The following is a 25,553-nucleotide window of genomic DNA, read 5'->3' as shown; positions in this document are numbered from 1 at the left end:
TTCTCCCCCACATTTTTTCGGGAGAACATCCTTTAATTCCGACCTCCAAAAGATGGGCTCTTTTTTTCATTAGTTGAAAAGAGTATAATGTAACGTGGAAATAATTAAATTTTCTATGGGGGGCAATACAAAAATGAATGTACAAACTTTGGAGAAAAGTCTATACAATTTAATTACTGAAACATCTACGAACCTACCGAAAGACGTGCGCCGTGCTATTAAAAAAGCAAAAGATGCTGAGAATGCTGGTACGCGTGCTGCAATGAGCTTAGATACAATTGCAAATAATATTATTATGGCAGAAGATAACGTATCACCTATCTGTCAGGATACAGGTTTGCCAACATTTAAAGTCTACACTCCTGTAGGCGTTAATCAATTAGAAATTAAAGCTGCTATCAAAAAAGCAATCAACGATACATCAGCTGATGCAAAATTACGTCCTAATGCAGTTGATTCATTAACTGGTGCAAATAGTGGTAATAACCTTGGGGAAGGTTTACCTGTTATTAAATTTGAACAATGGGAAAATGACTATATTACGATTAAATTAATTCTTAAAGGCGGCGGCTGTGAAAACAAAAATATTCAATACAGCCTACCTTGTGAACTAGATGGCCTTGGTCGTGCTGGTCGTGACTTAGATGGTATCCGTAAATGTATCCTACACTCTGTATATCAAGCGCAAGGTCAAGGCTGTTCAGCTGGTTTCATCGGTGTAGGAATTGGTGGAGACCGCTCTTCTGGGTATGACTTAGCGAAAGAACAATTATTCCGTCATGTGGAAGATACAAATCCAAATGCAGATCTTGCTAAATTAGAAGATTATGTAGTAAAAACAGCTAACACATTTGGTATTGGTACAATGGGCTTCGGTGGAGAAGCAACATTACTTGGCTGTAAAATTGGGGTTATGCACCGTATCCCTGCATCATTCTACGTATCAGTAGCTTATAACTGCTGGGCTTATCGTCGTATGGCTGTGGACATTGACCCACAAACTGGAGAAATTACTAATTGGCATTATCAAGAAGGCGAAAAAATTACATTTAAAGATGAAGTTGCTGCAACGACAGAAGATACGACAACAGATGTAGTTGAACTTACTGCACCGATTACAGAGGAGCAAATCCGTACTCTAAAAGTTGGCGATGTTGTATCAATTACTGGTCGTATGTATACAGGTCGTGATGCGATTCACCATCATTTAATGAGCCATGATGCACCTGTTGATTTAAATGGACAGGTTATTTATCACTGTGGCCCTGTTATGGCTAAAGACGAAGAAGGCAACTGGACAGTTAAGGCTGCTGGTCCAACTACTTCTATTCGTGAAGAGCCATATCAAGGTGATATCATGAAAAAATTCGGTATCCGTGCTGTTATTGGTAAGGGTGGTATGGGACCAAAAACACTTGCTGCATTACAAGAGCATGGTGGTGTATACTTAAACGCTATCGGTGGAGCAGCTCAATACTACGCTGACTGTATTAAAGGTGTAGACGGCGTTGATTTAATGGAATTTGGTGTACCAGAAGCTATGTGGCACCTAAATGTAGAGAATTTCACTGCTGTAGTTACAATGGACTCTCATGGCAACTCTTTACATGCTGATGTAGATAAATCATCTTTAGAAAAACTAGCTATGCATGCAGAAAGAGTATTCTAATAGCGAAGTAAAGCATCCACTGCTGTAAAAATTAACATCATATAATCGAATGCAGTATTTCTCTAAAGGCTAGTCATTTTACTGCACCAATTTGAAAAGCACAGAATATTCCTAGTGAATAGACTGTGCTTTTTGTTTACTTAAAACTTCACATCTTTTTTATTGTCCCTTGAAAATCCATCTTAAAACTTCTGTCTTTCTTTTTCCAGAAACCTTTGTTATAATAATTCTAAAATAAGAAGGAGTTAAATGAAATTGTTTTTCATTTAAAAACTTTACCAAATCATTATATTATAAGGTTTTTGATATTGATTTTCATTATCAGGAGGGATAAAGATGGAATACTCTAATCGAGAAAATATAAACATAATTGAGAAAATAAAAGAGCATGCTGAATTACTTGCTGCCCTTATAGCAGGCTTGTTTATCTTACTAGCATGGCGTTTAGATACAAGCGGACAAACAACAGCATCTGTACTTTTATATATTGTTGCATTTTGTGTTGGCGGATTTGCAAAGGCAAAAGAAGGTATTGAAGAAACAATTGAAGATAAGAAATTAAATGTTGAATTACTAATGGTATTAGCAGCAATTGGTTCGGCAGCAATCGGTTATTGGACAGAAGGTGCCATTCTTATATTCATCTTCGCAGTAAGCGGTGCTCTCGAAACATATGCGATGAATAAAAGCAATCGTGAAATATCAGCACTAATGAATTTACAACCTGAGGAGGCTTGGCTTGTACGTGGTGGCTTTGAACCAATGAAGGTTGCCGTTTCTACTTTACAAATTGGAGATCATCTACTTGTAAAACCTGGTGAACGTGTACCAGCGGACGGCATCATATTTAAAGGGCAATCTTCTATTGACGAATCAGCTATTAGTGGCGAACCCCTTCCAGTGGCAAAACGCAATGGCGATGAAGTATTTGCAGGTACAGTCAACTTAAATGGTGCGATTACCATGGAAATGACAAAGCCAAATTCAGAAACATTGTTCCAAAAAATTATTCAGCTTGTACAAAGTGCTCAAAGTGAAAAATCTCCTTCTCAACAGTTTATTGAAAAATTTGAGGGTACTTACGTAAAGTTCGTTTTACTCAGCGTTGCGTTAATGATGTTCTTACCACACTTTTTGCTTGATTGGGACTGGACAACAACATTCTACCGTGCAATGGTACTATTAGTAGTTGCATCACCATGCGCTCTTGTAGCATCCATTATGCCAGCTACTTTAGCAGCTATTTCAAACGGTGCCAAAAACGGCATACTATTTAAAGGTGGCATACATTTAGAGCATTTAAGTGTTTTACGTGCTATAGCAGTCGATAAAACAGGAACATTAACACAAGGAAAACCAATTGTGACTGACTTTATTATTCGTGAAGGAGTAGATCGAGAGGCAGCATTGTCTATCTTAGCAGGGATTGAATCGCAATCAAATCATCCGCTAGCACAAGCAATTACTTCCTTTGCTAAAGCTGAGGAAGTAACCGTTTTTTCTCAGGTCACTATTAAAGATATTCCAGGTTGGGGTATAAAGGGTTACGTAAATGATATGGAGTATCTCGTTGGGAAACCCGATTTTGTGGGTGCAGAAGAGGCTAATTCCTTCGCAGATGGTGCTGCAGCAAAATTAGCAACAGAGGGTAAAACCGTTATTTTCATTCGTGATAAAGATGGTATTGTCGCATTAACAGCCCTTAAGGATACTGTTCGTGATGAGGCAAAGAAAGCTGTCACATTACTTAAAGAGCTTGGTATTAATGTCATCATGCTAACAGGAGACAACGAGAAAACTGCCAAGGCAATTGCTAAAGAATCAGGTGTTACTGAATATGTTGCAGAATGCCTTCCTGAAACAAAAGTTACTGAGATGAAACGACTACTTTCGCAGCATCAATTTGTAGGGATGGTTGGAGACGGGATTAATGATGCGCCAGCATTAGCAACAGCTACTACAGGTATCGCTATGGGAGAAGGCACAGATGTAGCTTTGGAAACTGCAGATGTCGTCCTTATGAAAAATGATTTATCAAAAATTGCCTATGCTGTACGCTTATCACGTAAAATGCAACGTATCGTCAAACAAAATATCTTCTTCTCTATTGGCATAATCATATTATTAATTGCCTCAAACTTTTTACAAGTTGTCGATTTACCATTAGGTGTTATTGGACATGAGGGTAGTACTATTTTAGTTATTCTAAATGGCTTACGCATGCTTAATAAAAATATTTAAACAAATAGCCTCGTATCACAAAAAGTGACCACGAGGCTATTTTCATTCTAGCTGTCCATTAGTGTATTTTGTTTGAGATATTCCTTTTGTAAAGCCTTTTTCTGCATCGTTGCATTGAGAACTCCACCAAAAATCAAAATAATACCTGTGAAATATAACCATAGCATTAAGATAATAACTCCACCGATACTTCCATATGTAGCAGAATAATTTGCAAAATTACTAATATAAAACGAGAAAGCATACGTTACAGCTAACCAGGCAAAGGTTGAAAACAGCGCTCCTGGCCAAACGCCGAGTAACTTCAATCGTGGACTTGTATTTGGAACAAATCTATATATTGCCATTAATACAAGAAAAATTAATAGTGGCGGCATCGACCAGCGTAACCTATGCCATATTGTTTCAAACTGCTCCTCAATACCAACAATGGAAAATAAGAAATGGCCAATTTGTTGTCCAAATACAGGTAATAAAAGTGCGACAGCGAATACTAAAACAAGGGCTATAGTGAAAACAAGGGACAAGCCTCGATCCAATATACCAGCCCTACTCTCCTTCGTATCATAAGCCTTATTTAATGCTCTGATTAATGCATTAATGCCTTTGGAGGCAGACCATAACGTACCCAATACCCCAATGGATAATAAACTACTATTACGGTTGTTTAATATTTCGTTTAATGTATTCTCGATAAGTCTATATACTTCATCTGGCATGACATTCACTAAAAATGAATACACCTGTGTCGTCTCTAAATTTAAATATGGTAGTAAAGTAACCAGGAAAATCAGTAGTGGGAAGAAAGATAGTAAAAAGAAATAAGCTAACTGGGCAGCAAGAGCTGATACATCAACCCGTTGTAAGCGTAGTATTAAATCTTGCAGAAAGCCTTTTGAGGTCATTACATCTACAGTATCCTCATCCGGCATAACAAATGATTTTACCACACCGATTGCTGTATGTATGGACGTTTTATTCTTTTCCATACAATTCCCTCCTATCAGACAAGCTATTCTTTATGCGGTAAAGAAAAGGCCGATTTTGTATCATTTATCATTTCCTGAATTGTGGAAGGTAGCTCTTTGAATTCATCCACTTTTTCAGCAATCGTGTTGACATTTTCTGATACACTTTCACAAAGTACTTTAGCTGCCAATACCTTTTCCTCAACTAGAACTTGTAACTCATCACGATTAGTCGCATAATACGAAATCGCATCCTTCATCTTTTGTGTAGTCGCTATTGTTTTTTCGCGAGTAGTACGATCAAGCATACTTAACGCAGCACCAACTACTGCACCTGTTACAACAGAAATTAATAATTTACTTTGACCCATAATAAAAACCCCCTGCGTTTGTGTAAATGTATATTCCCTAAAACTCCTTCATTAAACAATAAATAAGCTAATAACCATTATATAGCATTTATTTTCGTTCCCACTAAGTATTTTCTTAGAAGCCTTGAACGCCTCTATTCCTAATGATTTATACAGATTGTACGGTTACCTTAAATTTTGATAAAGAGCCAATAAACGACTTACTGCCCTTATTCTACCCAATAACAGTCTATTTTTAAAGCAATGCCCAAATACAGTGTTGACATTTTTTTTATTCAATGAAATGATATGTGCGAGGATGACGAAAGGAAGGTTTCAAAAAAATGGATTTATCAGTACCGTCAAAAGAGAACGTTATTTATATGGTTGACCAAATGAAAGACAAGCTACGAATGGTAAATGTTGATGCCATGAAATCGGAAAACTTTGATGAAGCAAATTATGAAGACTTAGTTTATTTATACGAAATGGTGATGAAACGGGAATCATTTAGCCCAAGTGAGATGCAGGCCATTGTTGCTGAATTAGGTGCGTTACGAAAATAATAATGATTAGAGAGAAAAAGCTATTAGCAAGGACCAAAGCCTTTACTAATAGCTTTTTTTCTATTGTGTACTTTTTGCTTCTGAACCATCCTCAGTAACAAATGGTAATATTAATACTTCAACTCGGCGGTTTTTCGCACGCCCTTCTGCAGTATCGTTTGGCGCGATAGCACGGTTTTCGCCGTAGCCTTTAAAACTGAAGTTTATAGGATCTAACTTCGAATTGCTAATCAATAAAATATTAAGGAAGTTTATTGCTCGCATTCCCGATAATTCAAAGTTAGACGAGAAGGCAGGTCCAGCTGGAACATTATCAGTATGACCAGTAATAACTATATTACGCGCTGGATCTGATACTAATACATCCGCAAGCTCTTTTGCAATCGGTTTATATTCTGGTTTAATAGTTGCTTTACCTGAATCGAACAGAATGCTATCTCGAATTGTGACTAGCAAACCTTCATCCGTCATTTCTGTTGCAAATTGCCCTTCCATCTCATGAACAGCAATAAAATTTTCAACACTCTCTTTAATTTCAGCTAGCTCCTGTTGATCCTTTAAATAGGCTGAATTTTGCTGTGATTGTTGAGGCGTTTTATCACTTTCTGCATTCGGAGTTTGTACTGGCGAAGGCTGCTCTAAAAAGCTTGTACCACCATCGAATACTTGATTAAAAACCGCTGACATTCGTTGCAATTTCTCTTGATCTATGGAACTAGATGCAAATAGGATAATAAACACAGCTAATAGCAATGTTAAAATATCTGCATATGGTACTAACCAGGATTCATCAATATGCTCATCATGCTTTTTTTTCTTAGCTTTCTTTGCCAAGGCCACCCGCCCCGCTTTCACCCGAAATTTGACGACGTTCTTCCATCGTTAAATAAGAAGCAAGTTTTTGTTCAATAACACGTGGAGCCTCTCCTTCTAAAACCGAAAGAATACCCTCAATCATCATTCTTTTTTGCTTAACTTCTACAGCAGATTTGCGTTTAAGCTTATTTGCAAATGGGTGCCATAAAACATAACCTGTAAAAATACCTAATAATGTAGCCATGAAGGCAGCCGAAATAGCATGCCCCAATTTTTCGATATCATTCATATCTCCTAGTGCGGCGATTAAACCTACTACCGCACCAAGTACCCCTAAAGTCGGAGCATATGTACCTGCTTGAGTAAAGATTGCAGAACCACTAGCATGACGTTCTTCCATTGCTTCAACCTCTTCCGTTAAAACATCACGGATATAGTCTGCATTTTGTCCATCAATCGCTAATGTAAGCCCATTTTTCAAAAATGGATCTTCAATTTCTGAAGCCTTACTTTCAAGTGCTAGTAATCCTTCACGACGAGCTAAATCTGCCCATTGTGAAAACATCCTAATAATCTCTATATCATCCGCTAATTTAGTTTCTTTAAAAAGAATTTTAAATAGCTTTGGTACTCGCTTCAATTCCTTCATAGGGAAGGCAATTGTTACAGCGGAAATAGTACCGAAGATGATAATTAGAATGGCTGCTGGGTTATAAAATGCACTTAAGCTTACTCCCTTTAGCACCATTCCTGTTAATAGCGCTATAAACGCAATTATTAACCCTACAATCGACGATATATCCATTCTAGAACCTCCAAATCTACTATTAATGTTATTTTCGTCTTTTTTCCATATTTTTAAATATATAATATAGTATAAATGTATTTCACTAATTTTTCGATGTAATAAATGCTTTTTATTCACTTTAAAGCCATATTTGATTATATTGAATTAAGAATAGTACACTAAATTGTCTTTATTAGGAAGGAGTTAAGAATTTGTTATTATCTTTTAACACAAAATTACTAAAATATGCCGAATTAGCTGTGAAAGTAGGAGTAAATATCCAAAAAAATCAGTACCTCTATATAAGCTGTTCGACCGATAATTTAAAACTAGCACAAATAATTACTAAATCAGCCTATGAAAATGGTGCAAAACAGGTATTTGTAGATTTGTCTGACGATGAGCTTGTACGTACTCGCTACGAAAAAGCCCCAAAAGACTCATTTGATTTTTTCCCACCGTGGAAGGTACAGGAGCGCGAATGGCTTGCTGAGAATGGGGCTGCCTTTTTAAGCATTACTTCGCATAATCCTGATTTATTAAAGGGCATTGAGCATGAAAAAATTATGGCTTTCCAAAAAGCCTCTGGAAAAGCATTAGCTAATTATTATAGTTGGTTACAGGCAGATAAATTCAGTTGGACAGTTATTGCCGCTCCATCAGAACAATGGGCAGCAAAGGTATTTCCTAATTTGCCAGAAGATCAACAAATGAATGCTTTATGGGAAGCAATATTTGAGGCCACACGTATCAATCTCGAAAATCCGGTTGCAGCTTGGCTAGAGCATGATCAGCAATTACATAGCAAAGCTGATTATTTAACTAGCAAACAATATAAAGCGTTGCACTATTTAGCACCAGGCACAGATTTGATGATTGAATTACCTTCAAAACATATATGGACTGGTGGAAGTAGCGAAAATGTACAAGGGCAAATCTTTATGGCTAATATGCCAACTGAAGAAATTTTTACCGCACCGCTTAAAACAGGTGTTAACGGCTATGTAACAAGCACTAAGCCTTTGAGCTATGGTGGAAATATTATTAATAATTTCAAGCTAACATTTAAGGATGGCCGAATTGTTGACATAGCAGCTGAGCAAGGACAAGAAATTTTAACCTCTCTAATCGAAACAGATGAGGGAGCACATTATCTTGGTGAAATAGCGTTAGTAGCACATGAATCCGCTATTTCTCAATCAGGTCTATTATTTTACAATACATTATTCGATGAAAATGCCTCCAATCATTTAGCCATAGGTAATGCCTATGCCTTTTGCATTGAGGGTGGCAAAGAAATGTCCACTGAAGAATTACTTACAAAGGGACTGAATCATAGTTTAACACATGTGGACTTTATGATTGGTTCTGACCAAATGAATATAGATGGTATTACAAAAGACGAGCAAAAAGAACCTATTTTCCGCAATGGTAATTGGGCAATTTAAGTAATTCATTTCTACTAATTTCTTTCTAGGTAAGGTATGTTATTGATGTCATAAATTATCCTTAGATTTTCCTAGTAACCTATTGTATAATTAATTTAGATAATATACTTGATTATTTTTAGTAAGGAGGAACTTTTATCATGTTTTTAACGACTGTCCTAGGCTTTTCAGCCGTTCTATTAATTGCTACGGCATTCTTCATCCACTATCTACAAGTTGGTTTAGATTCTAAATCTTCAGTCACTGTAGATCCAAAACCAAAAGAAAAATATTAATATTATTGAAAAACAGCTGCTTTCTAGTAGCTGTTTTTTTATGAACTTTCCTTCGATTCGCTAAATTATTTACTAAACTTCTTTCTTTTTCGTAAAAATTGCGTGAATATTGTCATTATTATTTGCATATTTAAAGTTTTGCTCTAAAATATTTTTGTAGGGAAGGGAGCAAACTTTCATGACAATGTTACAAGATATTCTGAAGTTTAATGTAGATTTCGTTCAAGAAAAAAAATATGAGCCTTTTATTACAACTAAGTATCCTGATAAACGCATCGTTGTTTTATCATGTATGGATACTCGTCTTGTAGAGCTATTACCTAAAGCAATGAATTTACGTAATGGTGATGTAAAAATTGTTAAAAGTGCTGGTGCATTAGTAAGTCATCCTTTTGGTGCAATTATGCGTAGTTTACTTGTAGCAGTTTACGAGCTGCAAGCAGATGAGGTGTACGTTGTTGGACACTACGACTGTGGTATGAGCGCAGTTGATCCTGAAGCAATGCTTAGCAAAATGGTGGATCGTGGAATTAACCCAGAAACTATCAAGATGATGGAATACTCTGGTTTAGATTTAAAGGAATTTTTACGTGGCTTTGGCGACGTTGCGACAAGTGTAAAGAAAAGTGTTGATACTATTCGCAATCACCCATTAATGGTGAAGGATGTTCCTGTCCATGGATTAGTTATTGATCCAAATACAGGGCGTCTTGATTTGCTCGAAGATGGAAGTCATTATCAAGGCTAGACACTATTTTAACAGCCTGTCAAAGCTTTGAGACAAAGGTTCAACAGTCAATGCAGATAAAAGAGTCTATCCTTCATTGTTTGAAAGATAGACTCTTCTTTTATTCATCCTCTAAACAGGCATACATGTAATGATCTACCCATTGACCATTAATATACAAAAGCTTCCTTAACAATCCCTCACGCTGAAATCCTGATTTTTCTAATACTCGAATAGAAGCATTATTTTGTGTTGACACATAGGCCTCTACACGATGTAAGCCTACTTGGTCAAACGCAAAACGTACAACCATTTTTACAGCCTCTGTTACAATCCCCTTCCCAATATAAATCTCATCCATCGCATAGCCAACAAAAGCACTTGAGTAAGGTAAACGTTTGACTGCGTAAAGCGCAATATGCCCAATTAAATTATTAGTTCCAAGCTCGTAAATCCCAAAAGTAAATTCTCTTTTTGAGTCCATTAAGTATAGGCTTTCTTGAATTTTTTTATATTGAGCATCAACTGTATAATATTCAGGTCGTTGTAACGGCTCGTATGTAGACCAAAAGTATTTATTACGGCTTACGAGACCAGTTAAACTTTGTGCATCTTTTTCTTGGAATGTGCGAATGTAGCATTTCTCTCCTTGAATTGATACCACATTTCCACCCTTTTTCCTTAATAAATTCCAAATTTTAAGCACCATTTTTCCACACTAGCCTTCCGATAATTGTCTTACTTGGTACATGCTTCACTCTAAAATAAGTTAGTCACTTTATTGTATGTAAAAAAAGATGCTGCTACAACTAAAACAGCTCGTCTTGTTTGCACAGCATCTTACAATTATTATTTTGTTTTTTTCTTCTTCAAATTATCATTTAGTACTTCAAGGTTTGAAGATTCCTCATCTTCTAACTGAGCCTTGTCTAAAACATTTGTTAAATGAAGCCCACGTTTCTGTGCTTCTCGTTCAATATGTGCGATTGTTTCTTGCAGTACCTGCACACGTGCATATTTTTTATCGTCCCCTGCAACTAGAATCCATGGTGCATTCTTTTTGTCTGTTTTCTCAAACATATCATTTGCTGCTTCTACATACTTAGGTGTTTTATCGCGATTACGCCAATCTTCTTCCGTTAACTTCCAAGACTTGTAAGGGTTTTGCTCACGTTCAGTAAAACGTTTGAGCTGCTCTTCATCTGAGACATGAAGCCAAAACTTAATGATTATGTAATCCCCTGCAGTTAAGATCTTTTCAAAGTTATTCATTTCCTCATAAGCTCGAGACCATTCATCCTTTGTTGCAAAGCCTTCAATTCGTTCCACTAAAACACGTCCATACCATGAACGGTCAAAAATAGCGATTTGTCCATGCTGTGGAAGCTTTCTCCAAAATCGTTGTAAATAGTTGTAGCGCAGTTCGTGGGGCTGAGGTGCAGAAATCGGATGTACCACATAGCCTCGCGGATCAACACGTTCAATTAAACGTTTGATTGCCCCTCCCTTACCTGCTGCATCCATGCCTTCAAATACTAAAATTAGCCCAATTTTATTTTTTAATAAAAATTGTTGTGCATTTAACATTTCATATTGGAGTACTTTTAACTTTTTTTTATACATTTTTTTATCTAGTTCAATAGATAAATCTAAATTTGTTAAATTTTGAGCCATTAAAACTTCACTCCTTCTATTTGGATTATTCCTATTGTACTAAAGAAACATTTAGATGCCTATACAAATGGTAAATAGTAGATAATTTTAATGAAACTACGCGATACATTATTGGGAATTTCCGTTATAATGGAAAGAGTGCAGTCCTATACTTAATTGTCTTTTCCCTATACAATTTAATACGAAGGGAGAGGAAAATATGCCTCAATTTTTTTTGATGACAATCACTTATATTGTCTCAGTCATCCTAACCTTTTCATCCTTTTTCATGAAAATAAATGGTCAATCTTCGTTAGACATCTCTAATCGTTTTCCTGTTGTATTTGCACCTTTTAATGTCAGTCATGTAATTTGGATCGCCATTTACATGTTACTTGGTTTTTGGTTAGTCATGAATTTTAAAAAGACAACAATTAAACAGACTGTTCTTTTTAGCAGCATATGTATATTGCAGATATTCACAATAATCGTGTGGCATCAGGAGTTATTTATCGCCTCTCTTGGTAGCACACTACTTTTAGTCTTCTGTGTATTTTCGCTGTACAATACATATCCTCACAGCGACAAGTCGTTGGCAGGACGTATCCCTTTCTCTATTTACTATGCATGGTCGACATTTACTTTGATGACAGATACAAGCTTTACATTAACAGCTTATGGATGGAACGGCTTTGGTCTTAGCAACCCTCTATGGGCAGTCATTTTATTAACAATCGGTGTTGCCATCGCATTACATATGCGCTTCCATCATTTCGATATTATGTATCCATCTGTATTTATTTGGGCTTATATTGGAATCGCGTTACATAATGGTTTTGAAGAGCTACTTGTAACAACAGCTGCTTTATTTTTATGTGGTGTACTATTAGTCGGTATACTTTTCATAAAAAAAAATCCTGCCCCCTAAAAATAATTGGGGTAGCAGGATTTTTTATATTATGCCTCATCCAATGAAGTTAAAATAATTGGTTTGTCTTTTGTCACAATAATTGAATGTTCGATTTGAGCAACTAGTGATTTATCTGGTGTAACGAAGGTCCAGCCATCACCAGCTTCCACAATATGCTCTGCCTTTGCTGAGATAAAGGGCTCAACCGCAAGCACCATGCCCTCTTTCATGATTGTAGAATCCCATGCATCATAATAGTTTAAAATATGATTCGGCTCATCATGCAAGGAAAGCCCTAAGCCATGACCTGTTAGATTCATAATTACAGTTAAGTCATTGGCATATGCTTCACGCTCAACGGCTTTACCAATTTGATTTAATTTTGATCCAGCTTTTACTTTTGTCATTGCACGATCAAAGGCACTTTTTGCCACACGACACAGCTTCTCTTTATCCTCGTAGCCTTCACCCACGACAAATGAAATGCCCGTATCTGCAAAATAGCCATTTAATGAACCAGATACATCAATGTTGACAATGTCTCCCTCTTTAATTACGCGTTTTCCTGGAATACCATGAGCTACTTCCTCGTTGACACTAATACATGTGTAGCCTGGGAAGTCATATTCTCCTTTAGGTCCAGAAATTGCTCCTGCCTCAGCAAACATACGGCCAGCAATCTCATCGAGTTCAAGTGTTGTAACACCAGGTTTTGTCGCAGCCTTCATTGCCTCACGAATTTCAGCACAAATACGGCCAATTTTTTTAAAGGCTTCAATCTCTTCTTGCGTTTTTACAATCATTTTTAACGTCCCTTTCATCTAATATCTACTCTTTAATATAACATAACTTGTTTGACATAAAACGCTAAACGCTTTAAATATTGTATGCCCTTATAAATTGCAAAGTGCTGAAATGTAATAATATATTCACAGCGGGTAAATTTTATAATAGCTAATAAAACGATACAAAAAACCCTCCACTACTGTGAAGGGTTGTGTATTTATGATTTTCGCTGCATTAATTGTGGTGCTGCTGTAAATAACAGAACACCAACAATGGCAGTTAAAAGTGTAGCCGGTAGCATATACGTACCATTATAAATAATTGAATAAATCCATGCATTTTGATCGCCCGCATACTCTGAGAAGAATACCGCGCCAGCAATAGTATGTGCCGCATAGCGTAAAAATCCTGCTAATACAGTTCCTAGAATAATATACAGTGCCATTTTCGTTTTGTTTTGATTTTTTGCAGCGTCAAGCACTGGTCGACGTACGATTGCAGCCAAGCCAACTATTGTGAAGGCAACGCCATAATCGAGTAAGCCTTGTAACCAATGTACTACTGTAGCACCAAACATTGTTTGCATAACACCAATAAGTAAGCCCGTTGTCAGACCAGGTAAAAGACCCCAACGAAAGGCTATCAAAATTATTGGTACCATCACTAGACTAACAGAGCCTCCTTGTGCCCATACTTTAAAGGAAATCTGATCAAGCACAAGGCCAATTGCTGCGAAAATCGCAATCTCCACAAGCATTAAAAGTCTTTTTTTGTCCATTTTATTCTCTCCTTTGTTCCGATGTAGGATACAAGAGAAGGAATAGAAATCATATTTACTTTTTGACTCTATCTGGCAAAAAAAAACAATGCCAGGACAGAGCCTCACATCGTACAAGTGTCGGTTTCTATCCACATCCCTACGCAAGTGTTAACTTACAGGTTCAAAGAGTTAAGGCATTACGTGCCCAGTCTCAGCTGACATCATCAGCTCCCCTTGTGGTCGTTACATCTTTTTATTTGAACAACCTCATTGTACGCAAATACGGATATGATTACAACTCTCTTTCACAATATTTTTTGAAACTTTGCTGTTTTTCATGCGTAAATATTAAAAAAGGAGGTACAACTATGGAGAACCAAAAAATTTTATCTGCCTTTAGTTATCTCAGCGTTTTTTTCGCACCCTTTATTGTGCCATTAATTGTTTACTTTGTTTCGAAAGATAGTGACGTAAAAAGACACTCCATTCGAGCACTTATTTCGCATTTAATCCCATTTGTATTTGGTATCATCTTCTTTGCTGTCTTTGTCTTCTCAACCATATCATTTAACACTTTTGATCCACAAGCAGGTAGCAATACATTTATGATTGTTTGGTTTGCATCATTTGCCATTTACGTACTTGTCTCACTAGGGATTGTTATTTGGAATATCGTGCAAGCTGTTCGCGTTATTCGTTAATGTTTCATTTCTAACATAAACAGGTAGAACTATTAGTAAAAGGAGCTGTTTTTTTATGAAAGTATCTAAAGTTGTCAAAACCGCCGTAAAATTAGCACCTATCGTTATACCAATTGTCAAAAAAGTAATGGCGGCTAAGAAAGGAGCACCCTCTTCTCCAAAAAACAGCTATAAGAAATAATACATCCCAAATAAAGAATCTGCTCATCTTTTTCCAGCAGATTCTTTTTTTTGACTCTATAACTTTTTTCTAATTTGTACTTGGCATAGCAGATTTATATTAAAATAGGGTTTAGCACTACAGATGAGGGGTTGTTAAAAATAAATAGTGAAAAACAATTAATGAGCTTGGTTAAGGCAGCGCAGGTTCTAACTTCAACACTCGATATTAACCAAGTATTAGAAAAATTGATGAATGAGGTACTTCATGTGATAGACGGTGCTGATGCAGGGGTATTGTTTATGTTGAATACAGAAACTAATCGTCTAGTTGCCAAGCATGCCATTGGTTATGACCTGGCTTATTTAAAAAAGATTCACCTTGCCTCAAATGAAGGAATGACTGGAAAGGTATTCTCTCAAAAACAAGCATTTAGATTTCACTCTAGCAATGATGTTTCAGAAAGCATGGCGGATTTATTTCCACAGTACGAAGAAAACTATACAAAAGCAGTTGGTGATTTAACTTATCCCAAAAGTGCTGTTTGTGCTCCACTTCTTGATAAAAGTAATTCATGTATAGGCGTTTTAACAATTGTCAATTTTTCAGGAGATACACAGTTTGAAAATAGTGATTTAACAATGTTACAGGCATTTGCAAACCAATCCTCAATTGCTATTGAAAATGCAAAATTATTTACTCAAAACGAACGCTCTAAGCGCATTTATAATGCTTTAACACAGGTTTCCTTAACACGTGGCCGACTCAGCGATATGATTGATACGCTTGCATCATTACTAGGCCAATCTGTAGCAATTATGACAGATTTTTACGATTTATTATTTGCATCATCTCCTGTAGCTAAACTTGCTACTGACATTTTAAAAGAGCAAAAATCACAGCATCTTGATACAGTTGTACAGCAATGTGTACGACATCAAGTATACATACCATTTAAAGATGAAACGTATGTAAGTTACTTATTTCCTATCCATACAGAACGAGGTGTTATAGGAATACTACTGATTGTGATGAATCAACATTTACAAATGGATCCTTTAGATTTATTTGCAGTAGAACAGGCAGGTGCATTATTTGCCTTACAGTTAGCTGAGGAGGAAAAGGAGCTAGAAAATTCCTTTAAATACGACGGATATTTGTTACAACAGCTTTTAAACTCAAATTTCAATGCCTTTTATAAACGTCAAGAAGTGCAACAAACTTCTCATTACTTATGTGCTACTCTACAACTTGATGGAAGTACATATCATGTTGCTCAGACTAATAAAATGCAGCACCAATTTAGTAAACTACTATATCGTTTAACTCGCTTATTTTCCTTACCAGTTTTTATCTCGGAGCATGAATTACACTATCATTTTTTATTTATGAACAATTTGCGAGTTTCAGTCGAACAGTTTAAAGAGCGTATTCAATATTTTTTTGTACTCCTCGAAAAAGACTCGACAAAGTACAATTCACTATCATTTATGGTTGGTCTCGGAAGACACTTTAACACAATTGAAAACATTTTCAGTTCATATCGGGACTCCACAAAGTGTATTGACTATTTACAGACACTAGAACAGGCACCATTCATCATTTCCTATGATAAACTTGGACCTTATACACTTTTTTTAAATAATGACCCACAGGAAATGGCAGAATATGTTGAGTTGAAGCTTGGACCAATTATGGAATACGATAATCAACATAAAACTGATTTGTTATATACACTAAAGCTATTTTTTGAACATAATCAAAACCGAAAAAAAACAGCTGAGGCATGCTTTGTACACCTAAACACCATTAAATATAGACTCCAAACGATTTTTTCATTAATAGGGATTGACGAGCAGAATGGGAAAACTATGTTCGAATTAAATCTTGCTATCTATATGTTTTCTTACTTACAAAATATAAAATTAGCCAAAACAGACAAAGGATAGTTCTTATCTTTGTCTGTTTTTACATAGTATTTTCATAGTATTCATTGTTATACTAAACCCTACTTGTTGAATTTTCAGAATATTTTTATTAAGCAGGAGGGCTGTCTAGGTATGGAAATATGGAGTTTATTTACGATTATTGCGTCACTGGCTTTATTAATATTTTTAGCATTACGTGGCTTCAGTATCATTATTATTGCGCCAGTAGCAAGTTTAATCGTCATCATTTTAAATCAAATGCCTATTTTAGATTCATTACAAGGCAACTATATGAGCGGGTTTATAAATTTTATGAAAAATTACTACCTCATCTTCTTATTTGCCGCAATATTCGGAAAATTTATGGAAGAAAGTGGTGCTGCTCGTTCAATAGCTGAAAAACTTTTGAATATTATGGGACGTCATAGTAAATTTAACGCGCTAATGGCAGTCGTAATCATTTGTGCCTTTTTAACATTAGGTGGCATTAATACATATGTCGTAATTTTCGCCATTTTACCAATTGCTAAACCATTATTTAAAGCTATGAATATACCTTGGCATTTATTTACGGGGGCATTTTTCTTCGGAATGGCAACATTTACAATGACCATGCTACCTGGTTCACCATCTGTACAAAATATCATTCCAACAAAATATTTAGATACAACAGCTACTGCAGCACCTGTTGTTGGAATTGTAGCTACTATTACCATTATTCTTTTTAATTGCTTCTATTTAAAAAGACAATTATCTAAAACAGAGGCACGTGGTGAAACCTATGAAAATATGAAAAATCCCGAAAAACAAGATTCAAAAGCTTTTGAGGCAAGTGTTAGAAGATATCCGCCATTTATCTTAAGTATTTTGCCACCTATCTTCTTAATTGTTACGTTAAACGTTTTTAAGGTAGATATCCTTTATACATTGATGCTTACTGTGCTTCTTTCTATCATTATTTTTTGGAAATACATAGACAACAAGCTACAAGCAATTAATGTGGGTGCAACAAATACCGTTCTACCAATTGTCAACACAAGTGCTGATGTCGGGTACGGTACAGTTATTGCAGCAACTGCAGGCTTTGGTGTAATAACAGAAATGCTTGCCAACATACCTGGAAGTCCCTTAATTTCTCTTTATGTCGCTATTGCAGCACTTGCAGGGATTACAGGTACTGCCTCTGGTGGACTTGGAATTGCAATGGAAACACTTGCTCAAACGTATTTAGATTTAGGGGTTGATCCAGAGGCACTTCATCGTGTTGCGACAATTGCCTCCGGTAGTTTAGATTCATTACCGCACAATGGTGCCGTTATTACTGTATTGGCTGTTATAGGATTAACACATAAAGATGCCTACAAACATATCTTTTTTGTTTCAGTAATTGGGCCCATTATTGCGGCAATACCAGCATTAATTACTGCGATCTTACTTTATTCTTAAGTAAATACTCTCAATTATTATTTAAACAGTAGGAGATGAACAAACATGAAAGTCTCACTTTTCGCAACATGTTTAGTAGATATGTTTCAAACAAATGTGGGCAAAGCAACTGTAGAACTTCTAGAACATCTTGGCTGTGAAGTTATTTTTCCAAGGGGGCAAATTTGCTGTGGACAACCTGCCTATAACTCAGGCTATGTTCAGGAAGCAAAGGAAGCCATGAAAAATATGATAAAAGCATTTGATGGTGCTGATTACGTGGTTTGCCCTTCTGGTTCCTGTGCTTACATGTTCCGAGAATATGAAAAGGTTTTTGTGAACGATGCTGAATGGGCATCTAATGCAAAGCAATTAGCTGAAAAAACGTATGAATTAACACAATTTATCGTAGAAGTTCTTGGTATTACGGATGTGGGTGCTAGCTTCAACGGAAATGTGACCTATCATATGTCTTGCCATATGACACGTTTGCTTGGTGTAAAAAGCGCACCTTTAACGTTACTAGAAAATGTTAAAGGCTTAACATATACTGAGCTTCCTAATAAAACAACTTGTTGTGGATTTGGTGGAACCTTCTCAGTAAAAATGACACCTATTTCCGAGCAAATGGTTGATGAAAAGGTACAACATATCATTGAAACTGGTGCCACTTATTTAGTAGGCGCGGATGAAGGTTGTTTAATGAATATTCGTGGACGTGCAGAACGATTAGGTACCCATATACAAGTACTTCATATAGCTGAAATTTTGAATTCTCGCAAAACGGAGGTGCGTGCATAATGCCAATGAAGGTCGGTAATGAGCCATTTAACAATCGTGTTGGAGAAGGTATTCAAAATACATTTATGCGCAGTGCCGTTTCAGGTGCACAAGATCGTTTAGAAACAAATCGTCAATTGGCTACAGATGAGCTTGGCCATTGGGAGGAGTGGCGTTCTCTTGGTGAGGAGATCCGTCAGCATGTACTTGCAAATCTTGATTATTATTTAACGGAATTAAGTGAACAGGTTGCTGCACGAGGTGGACATGTTTTCTTTGCGACTACTGCTGAGGAAGCCCAAGCTTATATTGCTAATGTTGCTAAGGAAAAAGAGGCTAAAAAAATTGTCAAATCAAAATCGATGGTAACAGAGGAAATAGACTTAAATCATTATTTAGAAAAACATGTTGGCTGTCAGGTTGTTGAAACCGATTTAGGAGAATATATTTTACAGCTAGATAATGATTTACCCTCACATATCGTGGCACCTGCTTTACACCGCAAGAAAGAGCAGGTGCGGGAAAGCTTCCAATCTCATCACCAATATGAAGGCTCTGCACGTCCTGAGGAGCTAACAAAGCATGCTCGTAAAATGCTGCGAGATGATTATTTATCAGCTGATATCGGCATTACGGGTTGTAACTTTGCGGTGGCTGAAACTGGCTCTGTTTGCATTGTAACAAATGAAGGAAATGCTGACTTATCAACAGCACTACCAAAAACACAAATTACTGTAATGGGGATGGAAAGACTTGTACCAACATTTGAAGAGCTTGAAGTACTCGTCAATATGCTAACAAGAAGTGCAGTTGGTCAAAAACTTCCTAGTTATGTAACTGTTTTAAGTGGTCCTCGTCAAGATGGTGATGTAGATGGGCCAGAAGAATTTCATTTAGTTATTGTTGATAATGGGCGATCTGAAATTTTAGGTAGTGAATTCCAAGCTATCTTACAATGTATTCGCTGTGGTGCTTGCGCTAATATTTGTCCTGTTTATCGACATGTAGGTGGCCATTCATACGGCTCAATTTACTCTGGACCAGTAGGAGCGGTCTTATCGCCATTGCTAGGTGGCTATGATGACTATAAGGAACTACCGTTTGCTTCAACACTTTGTGGCGCTTGCACAGATGTTTGCCCAGTGAAAATTCCTTTACATGAATTATTGCATAAGCATCGACAAACCATTGTCGAAAAAGAAGGTCGTGCACCTGTATCGGAACGCTTCCTTATGTCTATTTTCGGTATTGGTACCTCATCAAGCGGTATGTATAAATTCGGATCTAAGGTTGCTTCAAGTGTTTTAAAGCCATTAACAAAAAATGACCAATTATCAAAAGGCATCGGTCCATTAAAAAATTGGACAAATATTCGTGAATTCCCTGCGCCTAAAAAAGAGCGCTTCCGTGACTGGTTCGAAAATCGACAAAAAGGAGATGAATAAGGAATGGTAGGCAAAATTCAAAATCGTGAGACATTTATTCGTCAATTATCTTCTAGACTTCAACGATTATCTATACCAGTGCATGTAGAGCGTCCTCAATGGCGATATTCACCACAACATAAAACATTACAAAACTTATCTCAGGATGAGCTGTTGATCATCTTACAAAAACAATGCACACGTATTAATACGAACTGCGTTGTCACATCCTCTGCTGATTTAGCTATGACACTGGAAAAAGTCATTGACGACTATGATGGTGGGCCAATTATGACTTGGCAGGATGAACGATTTGACACTTATGGTCTGACGGGGCTATTTTCAAATACATTACCTAAAAAACAAATCGAACTACACACTTGGGACCCATCGATTGGCAGAGATAATATAGAACTAGTAGAGAAGGCAAATATCGGAATTACAATTAGTGATATTACCTTAGCGGAATCCGGTACAGCTGTACTTTTTAGCAATCCAAATCACGGTCGTACTGTTAGCTTCTTACCTACCAAGTCTATTATCCTAATACCAAAAAGCTCTATTGTGCCTCGAATGACACAGGCAGCAATACAAATTCGAGAGCGTCTACAAAATGGTGAAACTCTCGCCTCTTGCGTTAATTTTATTTCTGGTCCTAGTAACTCTGCCGATATTGAAATGATTTTAGTCGTTGGAGTTCATGGTCCAATTTACATGACCTATATTATTATTGAGGATTTATAGAATAAAGAGGCAGGAACAAAAGTGTTTCAGCCAACAAAAATACCGAACTATCCAATGAAACGCTCATGAAGTGTTTCGGAATAGTTCGGTTTATCTATTTTTCGTGTTTGGTTAATTTAGAGATTATTCGGCTTTATAAAGGAACCATTTAGTTATGTCCCAGCCTCTATTTCACTTCAAAATATGTTTGACTATAGCCATTCATTGTTTTTTCAACATGTAACACAGCAGGCATTGTAGCCTTTAACTCTGCAACGTGAGATATGACACCGATCATGCGTCCAGAATCCTGCAAATCAATCAGTGTATCAATCGCCTTATTTAAAGCTTCTTCATCAAGTGACCCGAAGCCCTCATCGATAAACATTGTTTCAATATGAATATTCCCCTGGAAGCTTTGAATCACATCTGCCATACCAAGGGCAAGACTTAATGATGCATTGAACTTTTCTCCACCAGATAATGTTTTCACATCGCGTAGTTGATCTGTATAAGCATCATAAACATCTAGCCCTAAACCACTTTGCTTAGCATGCTTCTCTAATCTATCAGAACGTCGAAGCTCAAATTGTCCATTGGATAAATGCTGTAAACGTACATTTGCAGCCTCTGTGATTTTATCTAAATAGTTGATTTGAATATAGCGCTCAAAGGATAGTTTTTTCGAATTCTGACCATTTAGCACTGCATAAAGCTCCTTCACTCTCCCCGCTTCGTTTTCAAGTAAACGAATCTCATGTGCTGTATCTTCGATTCTTTCAACAAATTCTTCGCAAACTTTTGCATATCCTTTCATTTGCTGCAACATTTTAAATGCTTCCTCATATGCTGCACGGTGCATTGCTAACCTTTCTTCCATTAACGTTAAATCTTGCTTTTCTTTTCCTTGAAGATGTTTCGTTCCTTCAGTAATTTGCACCTGTAATGTGTGTATTTGTAGAGCATAATCGCTACAAGCCTTCCGTAAAGCCTCTAATTGAAACTCACTACGCTTAGCAGCAGCAAATTCTTCAAAGTTTTCAAAGCCTGCTATCCTCATACTTTCTGAAAATTGCTCGCGCTTTTCATCCATTTTTAGCTTTAATTCCTTGAAAGCCTGTTTATTTATTTCTACGGCCATTTTGGCACTATTCGCTGCTTCCTTCGCAGTTTGCAGGTTTTGTTGACTGGCATTCCAGGCAGTTTGTAATACTGCCTTCTGTGAAGCTATATCAATAATTGCCTGTTTTAACACTTGTAACGTCTTAATATTTTCAGGAATATGCTTTTGCTGCTCCTCCACAATTGCCTGTTGTTTGGTTAATTCCTTCGTCTGGTCAGCAAAATATTGCTCCAGCTTTATGTGCTTCTCTTGTAGCAGCTCCAGACTTCCACGTTGCTGCTTTTGTTTTATGCGTATATCAGCTAATTGCTGATTCACTACTTTTAAAATGGTAATTTGCTGCTCTGCATTTTGTAAGGAAGTAACTATTTCTGTTTGATTGGTTAGATCAATATGATTAGTCTCCAACTGCGCTAGTGCCTCTTGTAAAAGCTGCTTGGTTGAATTCAATAAAGCTTCTTTTTCCAAAAGCTTACGCTCATCAGTTGCCGCCTTTAAACGTAAAGCTTCCACTTGAGATAATTCAATATCCTCAAATTGTTCTAAATGTGTTTCAAGGTGTGTTGTGCTACCGCAAACTGGGCAAGGCTCTCCATCCTTAAGCTGCTGTGCTAAAATACTTGCCTGGCTAGTAATCCATTGCTGCTCCAGCTTTTGAAGTGCTTGTTTACTTTCTCGGTGATGGACATTAACAGTCATTACATCCTGTTCTATTGTCTCAGCTGCTTTCGTGTATTTTTCAACTTGCGCTAATAATGATACTTGCTCTTTTAACTTCGGTAGCCGCTCTAAATAACCTTCATATGGTTCTAGCTGTTTTTCATATTGTTCAATTGTTATTGTTAATTGCTGTAATTGATTTTGTTCTTTCTTTAGTAAAGCTATATTATCTGCTAGTGCCCGTTTTGCTGTTACGACGTTTTGCTCAGCTAGTTGCATTTGATGAAGATTATGTTCATACGCCTCAAATTTCGGTAATAATGCTTGGAGCTGTATTTCTTGCTGTAGAAGTTGCTGACGTTCAGGCTCTTTTGCCTCTTCAATGTTAAACTGTTCTTGTGCAACTATCAGCTGAGTCTCAGCATTTTTCTGTTCTATCACCGCTCGCTGATAGGATTGTTCTTTTCTATTTTGCTCATTGCGTAAATCTATGCATTGTTGCTCAAGTAACACTAGACGTTCAGCTTTCTCTGCCAAAGCAATCTCACGTTCCTTTACAGCATACACATCCTGTTCTTGTAGCAATGCTTGCAGTTTGTTTTGGCGTTTGGATTGCTCATCAAACTGCTCATTCAGCGTTTTTGCCATACTATAATATTCTTGTTCCTTTTGATGATGAGCATAGGCTTCATCATAGCGCTGCTGTTCTACTTGAATACGCTCGATATAGTAGGCATGTTCCTCTTCCAGTGCGTTTTTCATTTGATGCATGTTTTCGGTATTATCATTTATACAAGTAAATAAAAAGGATGCTCGTTGTGGTAAGGCACCTGCAATTTGACCAAGTAAATGCTCCTTTAATTGTTGAGCTCTTAGTAAATCACCTTCTGCTTCTTTCCGTTTGGCATCCAGTTTTTTAGTCATTGCACCGAAGCGATCTGTTTTAAATATTTTACGTAATATAACCTCTTTGTTTGTAGAATCAGAGGTTAACAGCTTACGGAACTCTCCTTGTGGCAGCATGACGATTTGGCTAAACTGATCCTTTGTCAGACCTATTATTTCCTGTAGCTTTTTATCTACCTCAAGTGTTTGCTGCTTTTCTACAATTCCAAAATCAAGCTTACCTTCTTTGACTTCAGCCAATTCAATTTTCTTACCAGTAACACTTTTATTTTTTGCTTTAATATGGCCAGGCTGACGTAAAACTTGATAAACCCTGCCATCCATTTCAAAAGTGAGCTCTACCACAGTGTAAACATCATCCTCTGCAAAACCACTTCGTAGCATAGCTGTATCCTGACGATCTTCACCGCTACCTGATCCATAAAGTGCATAACAAATAGCATCGAAAATAGTCGTTTTGCCAGCACCTGTTTTGCCAGAAATTGCAAATAGGCGATGGTCACCAAGCTGTTGAAAATCAATTATTTCTGTATTTTTATATGGACCGAATGCAGTAATTGTTAACTTTAATGGCTTCATTTTACTGTTTCTCGCTCCTCATCTAATAATTCCTGAAGCATCTCTGTAAATAGACGCTCTGTATCTTGATCCGGCTCTATACCAATTATATCTGTAAAAAATGAACGAAATAAATCAATGTCGTCTACCTTCTCCGTCTCAACTACTTGTATTTCATGTCGTATTTCTGGACGCATGGCTTTACGCTCAACATGCATTGCATGAGGAAACACTGTACGAATACGTTCCATCGGTGAAGCCACTGGCGCCGTATCTGTTAAACGGACAAATACATAATCTTCATTTGGCGGTAATGTTAATAAATCATCCAACAAGCCCTCTACTACGCGTAAATCCCGTCTCGGCAGAAGCTTTCGTTTTGTAACAGTAAGATCTCCCTGTGCATCTAGCTCAACGATCAAAAAGCCCTTCTCATGTAAATGCTCAGACAATGAATATTTCAATAGAGAGCCAGCATAGCGAATTTTTTCATTCAACACAAAATGTGCTTTATGTAAATGACCAAGTGCCGTGTAATGAAAAGGCTTAAATAATGCTGCATCTATACAATCAGAGCCACCTATTGATAGCGGGCGCTCTGAATCACTCGTATTCGCTTCCTCCTCACCATACTTCGTTACAAAGGCATGCCCCACAAACACATGACGTTTTGTTGGATCTAAGCTTTGTCCAATATGGTCGATAATTTTTTTCATCGCATCTTGGTGAGAACGAATTGTATCATCTCCTAAAATTGTACGTACTGACGCAGGCTCCGCATATGGCACAAGATGAAAATGTACATCGCCAAAATCATCCGTTAAAATAATTGGAGCATGATCCTTCGTGAATTGACCTTTCATGTGTAATCCACTATCACTCATCAGGCTGCTGCCAAAATTTAATCGACCTGCACTATCGTGGTTCCCGGCAATCGCTAACACTGGAATTTTTTTATCAAGCACAATTTCTGCCAAAGTATCATTGAGTAAATTAACGGCCTCAATAGGGGGCATTGAACGGTCATATAAATCACCTGCTATAATGATAACATCAGGCTTTTCTTCATCAATGGCTTGCATAAATTGCTGTAAAATATAGCGCTGATCCTCCGTCATATAGACTCCCTGTACCAGCTTTCCTAAATGCCAATCTGCTGTATGAAATATTTTCATTCTTTGCGCCTCCAATCTATCTCCATTCTATCAC

At 36.9% G+C, this 25,553-nt stretch carries 24 protein-coding genes and 1 riboswitch; of the genes, 14 read left to right on the top strand and 10 right to left on the bottom strand.

Annotation, left to right across the window (positions count from 1 at the left end):
• Window positions 1-133: 133 nt before the first annotated feature.
• Window positions 134-1,669 carry a fumarate hydratase gene (locus AC1RNS_RS10205; RefSeq protein ID WP_492992360.1) on the top strand — a complete coding sequence of 512 codons (1,536 nt, stop codon included), beginning with the start codon at window positions 134-136 and terminating at the stop codon, window positions 1,667-1,669.
• A gap of 336 nt (window positions 1,670-2,005) precedes the next feature.
• Window positions 2,006-3,910 (top strand): heavy metal translocating P-type ATPase, encoded by a 1,905-nt coding sequence (locus tag AC1RNS_RS10200; RefSeq protein WP_492992359.1) that lies wholly within the window; start codon window positions 2,006-2,008, stop codon window positions 3,908-3,910.
• A 47-nt stretch (window positions 3,911-3,957) separates the two neighbouring features.
• On the opposite strand, the gene AC1RNS_RS10195 is transcribed toward AC1RNS_RS10200, so the two are convergent.
• Entirely contained in the window at window positions 3,958-4,899 is a 942-nt protein-coding gene (locus AC1RNS_RS10195) for a YihY/virulence factor BrkB family protein (RefSeq protein ID WP_492992358.1), read from the bottom strand.
• 23 nt (window positions 4,900-4,922) lie between these two features.
• On the bottom strand, window positions 4,923-5,249 hold the full coding sequence (locus AC1RNS_RS10190) for a YtxH domain-containing protein (RefSeq protein ID WP_492992357.1): 327 nt from the start codon (window positions 5,247-5,249) through the stop codon (window positions 4,923-4,925).
• A gap of 323 nt (window positions 5,250-5,572) precedes the next feature.
• On the opposite strand from AC1RNS_RS10190, the gene AC1RNS_RS10185 reads away from it, so the two are divergent.
• A complete protein-coding gene (locus AC1RNS_RS10185; protein WP_492992356.1) occupies window positions 5,573-5,794 on the top strand; it encodes a DUF1128 domain-containing protein in 222 nt (73 codons plus the stop codon).
• Window positions 5,795-5,854: 60 nt separating this feature from the next.
• Here the strand turns inward: AC1RNS_RS10185 and motB are convergent, their stop codons facing one another.
• Together motB and motA are read right to left on the bottom strand one after the other, a co-directional pair.
• A complete protein-coding gene (gene motB, locus AC1RNS_RS10180) occupies window positions 5,855-6,628 on the bottom strand; it encodes a flagellar motor protein MotB (RefSeq protein WP_492992354.1) in 774 nt (257 codons plus the stop codon).
• Window positions 6,612-7,415 carry a flagellar motor stator protein MotA gene (motA, locus tag AC1RNS_RS10175; RefSeq protein WP_492992353.1) on the bottom strand — a complete coding sequence of 268 codons (804 nt, stop codon included), beginning with the start codon at window positions 7,413-7,415 and terminating at the stop codon, window positions 6,612-6,614. The genes motB and motA overlap by 17 nt, the downstream gene beginning before the upstream one ends.
• A gap of 194 nt (window positions 7,416-7,609) precedes the next feature.
• Between motA and AC1RNS_RS10170 the strand changes: the two genes are divergently transcribed.
• From AC1RNS_RS10170 to AC1RNS_RS10160, 3 genes are all read left to right on the top strand, one after another.
• Window positions 7,610-8,845, top strand: coding sequence for an aminopeptidase (locus AC1RNS_RS10170; RefSeq protein ID WP_492992351.1), 1,236 nt, complete (start codon window positions 7,610-7,612; stop codon window positions 8,843-8,845).
• 140 nt (window positions 8,846-8,985) lie between these two features.
• A complete protein-coding gene (locus AC1RNS_RS10165) occupies window positions 8,986-9,120 on the top strand; it encodes a hypothetical protein (protein ID WP_427542539.1) in 135 nt (44 codons plus the stop codon).
• 178 nt (window positions 9,121-9,298) lie between these two features.
• Window positions 9,299-9,868, top strand: coding sequence for a beta-class carbonic anhydrase (locus AC1RNS_RS10160; protein ID WP_492992349.1), 570 nt, complete (start codon window positions 9,299-9,301; stop codon window positions 9,866-9,868).
• 100 nt (window positions 9,869-9,968) lie between these two features.
• Here AC1RNS_RS10160 and AC1RNS_RS10155 read toward each other — a convergent pair whose 3' ends face one another.
• Window positions 9,969-10,556, bottom strand: coding sequence for a GNAT family N-acetyltransferase (locus tag AC1RNS_RS10155; protein WP_492992347.1), 588 nt, complete (start codon window positions 10,554-10,556; stop codon window positions 9,969-9,971).
• Window positions 10,557-10,696: 140 nt separating this feature from the next.
• Window positions 10,697-11,521: a polyphosphate kinase 2 family protein gene (locus tag AC1RNS_RS10150; RefSeq protein ID WP_492992345.1), complete on the bottom strand. Its 825-nt coding sequence runs from the start codon at window positions 11,519-11,521 to the stop codon at window positions 10,697-10,699.
• A 199-nt stretch (window positions 11,522-11,720) separates the two neighbouring features.
• Here AC1RNS_RS10150 and AC1RNS_RS10145 point away from each other — a divergent pair, with 199 nt between their 5' ends.
• Entirely contained in the window at window positions 11,721-12,428 is a 708-nt protein-coding gene (locus tag AC1RNS_RS10145; RefSeq protein WP_492992344.1) for a TspO-related membrane protein, read from the top strand.
• A gap of 29 nt (window positions 12,429-12,457) precedes the next feature.
• On the opposite strand, the gene map is transcribed toward AC1RNS_RS10145, so the two are convergent.
• Together map and thiT are read right to left on the bottom strand one after the other, a co-directional pair.
• Window positions 12,458-13,213 (bottom strand): type I methionyl aminopeptidase, encoded by a 756-nt coding sequence (map, locus tag AC1RNS_RS10140; protein ID WP_427542671.1) that lies wholly within the window; start codon window positions 13,211-13,213, stop codon window positions 12,458-12,460.
• 200 nt (window positions 13,214-13,413) lie between these two features.
• On the bottom strand, window positions 13,414-13,974 hold the full coding sequence (gene thiT / locus AC1RNS_RS10135) for an energy-coupled thiamine transporter ThiT (protein ID WP_492992342.1): 561 nt from the start codon (window positions 13,972-13,974) through the stop codon (window positions 13,414-13,416).
• A gap of 119 nt (window positions 13,975-14,093) precedes the next feature.
• Window positions 14,094-14,201: riboswitch (TPP riboswitch) on the bottom strand.
• Between the two features lie 123 nt (window positions 14,202-14,324).
• On the opposite strand from thiT, the gene AC1RNS_RS10130 reads away from it, so the two are divergent.
• The 7 genes from AC1RNS_RS10130 to AC1RNS_RS10100 all read left to right on the top strand — a co-directional run bounded on the left by AC1RNS_RS10130 (window position 14,325) and on the right by AC1RNS_RS10100 (window position 21,118).
• Window positions 14,325-14,657: a magnetosome magnetite crystal formation protein family gene (locus AC1RNS_RS10130; RefSeq protein ID WP_492992341.1), complete on the top strand. Its 333-nt coding sequence runs from the start codon at window positions 14,325-14,327 to the stop codon at window positions 14,655-14,657.
• A 55-nt stretch (window positions 14,658-14,712) separates the two neighbouring features.
• Window positions 14,713-14,838 (top strand): hypothetical protein, encoded by a 126-nt coding sequence (locus tag AC1RNS_RS10125; RefSeq protein ID WP_492992339.1) that lies wholly within the window; start codon window positions 14,713-14,715, stop codon window positions 14,836-14,838.
• A gap of 131 nt (window positions 14,839-14,969) precedes the next feature.
• Window positions 14,970-16,766, top strand: a complete 1,797-nt coding sequence (locus tag AC1RNS_RS10120; RefSeq protein ID WP_492992337.1) for a helix-turn-helix domain-containing protein — start codon at window positions 14,970-14,972, stop codon at window positions 16,764-16,766.
• 111 nt (window positions 16,767-16,877) lie between these two features.
• Window positions 16,878-18,191 (top strand): GntP family permease, encoded by a 1,314-nt coding sequence (locus AC1RNS_RS10115; RefSeq protein ID WP_427542564.1) that lies wholly within the window; start codon window positions 16,878-16,880, stop codon window positions 18,189-18,191.
• A 45-nt stretch (window positions 18,192-18,236) separates the two neighbouring features.
• A complete protein-coding gene (locus AC1RNS_RS10110) occupies window positions 18,237-18,971 on the top strand; it encodes a (Fe-S)-binding protein (RefSeq protein ID WP_492992335.1) in 735 nt (244 codons plus the stop codon).
• Entirely contained in the window at window positions 18,971-20,395 is a 1,425-nt protein-coding gene (locus tag AC1RNS_RS10105) for a LutB/LldF family L-lactate oxidation iron-sulfur protein (RefSeq protein WP_492992333.1), read from the top strand. The genes AC1RNS_RS10110 and AC1RNS_RS10105 overlap by 1 nt, the downstream gene beginning before the upstream one ends.
• A 3-nt stretch (window positions 20,396-20,398) precedes the next feature.
• Window positions 20,399-21,118 (top strand): LutC/YkgG family protein, encoded by a 720-nt coding sequence (locus AC1RNS_RS10100; protein ID WP_492992332.1) that lies wholly within the window; start codon window positions 20,399-20,401, stop codon window positions 21,116-21,118.
• Between the two features lie 166 nt (window positions 21,119-21,284).
• Here AC1RNS_RS10100 and AC1RNS_RS10095 read toward each other — a convergent pair whose 3' ends face one another.
• Both AC1RNS_RS10095 and AC1RNS_RS10090 read right to left on the bottom strand, forming a co-directional pair.
• Window positions 21,285-24,365 (bottom strand): SbcC/MukB-like Walker B domain-containing protein, encoded by a 3,081-nt coding sequence (locus AC1RNS_RS10095; RefSeq protein WP_492992331.1) that lies wholly within the window; start codon window positions 24,363-24,365, stop codon window positions 21,285-21,287.
• Window positions 24,362-25,519: an exonuclease SbcCD subunit D gene (locus AC1RNS_RS10090; RefSeq protein WP_492992330.1), complete on the bottom strand. Its 1,158-nt coding sequence runs from the start codon at window positions 25,517-25,519 to the stop codon at window positions 24,362-24,364. The genes AC1RNS_RS10095 and AC1RNS_RS10090 overlap by 4 nt, the downstream gene beginning before the upstream one ends.
• Window positions 25,520-25,553: the final 34 nt, after the last annotated feature.

Source organism: Lysinibacillus sp. GW821-FHT14F06 (assembly GCF_058803665.1).
The sequence above is the reverse complement of the archived record's forward strand: the minus strand, read 5'-3'. Positions and strand labels throughout refer to the sequence as shown.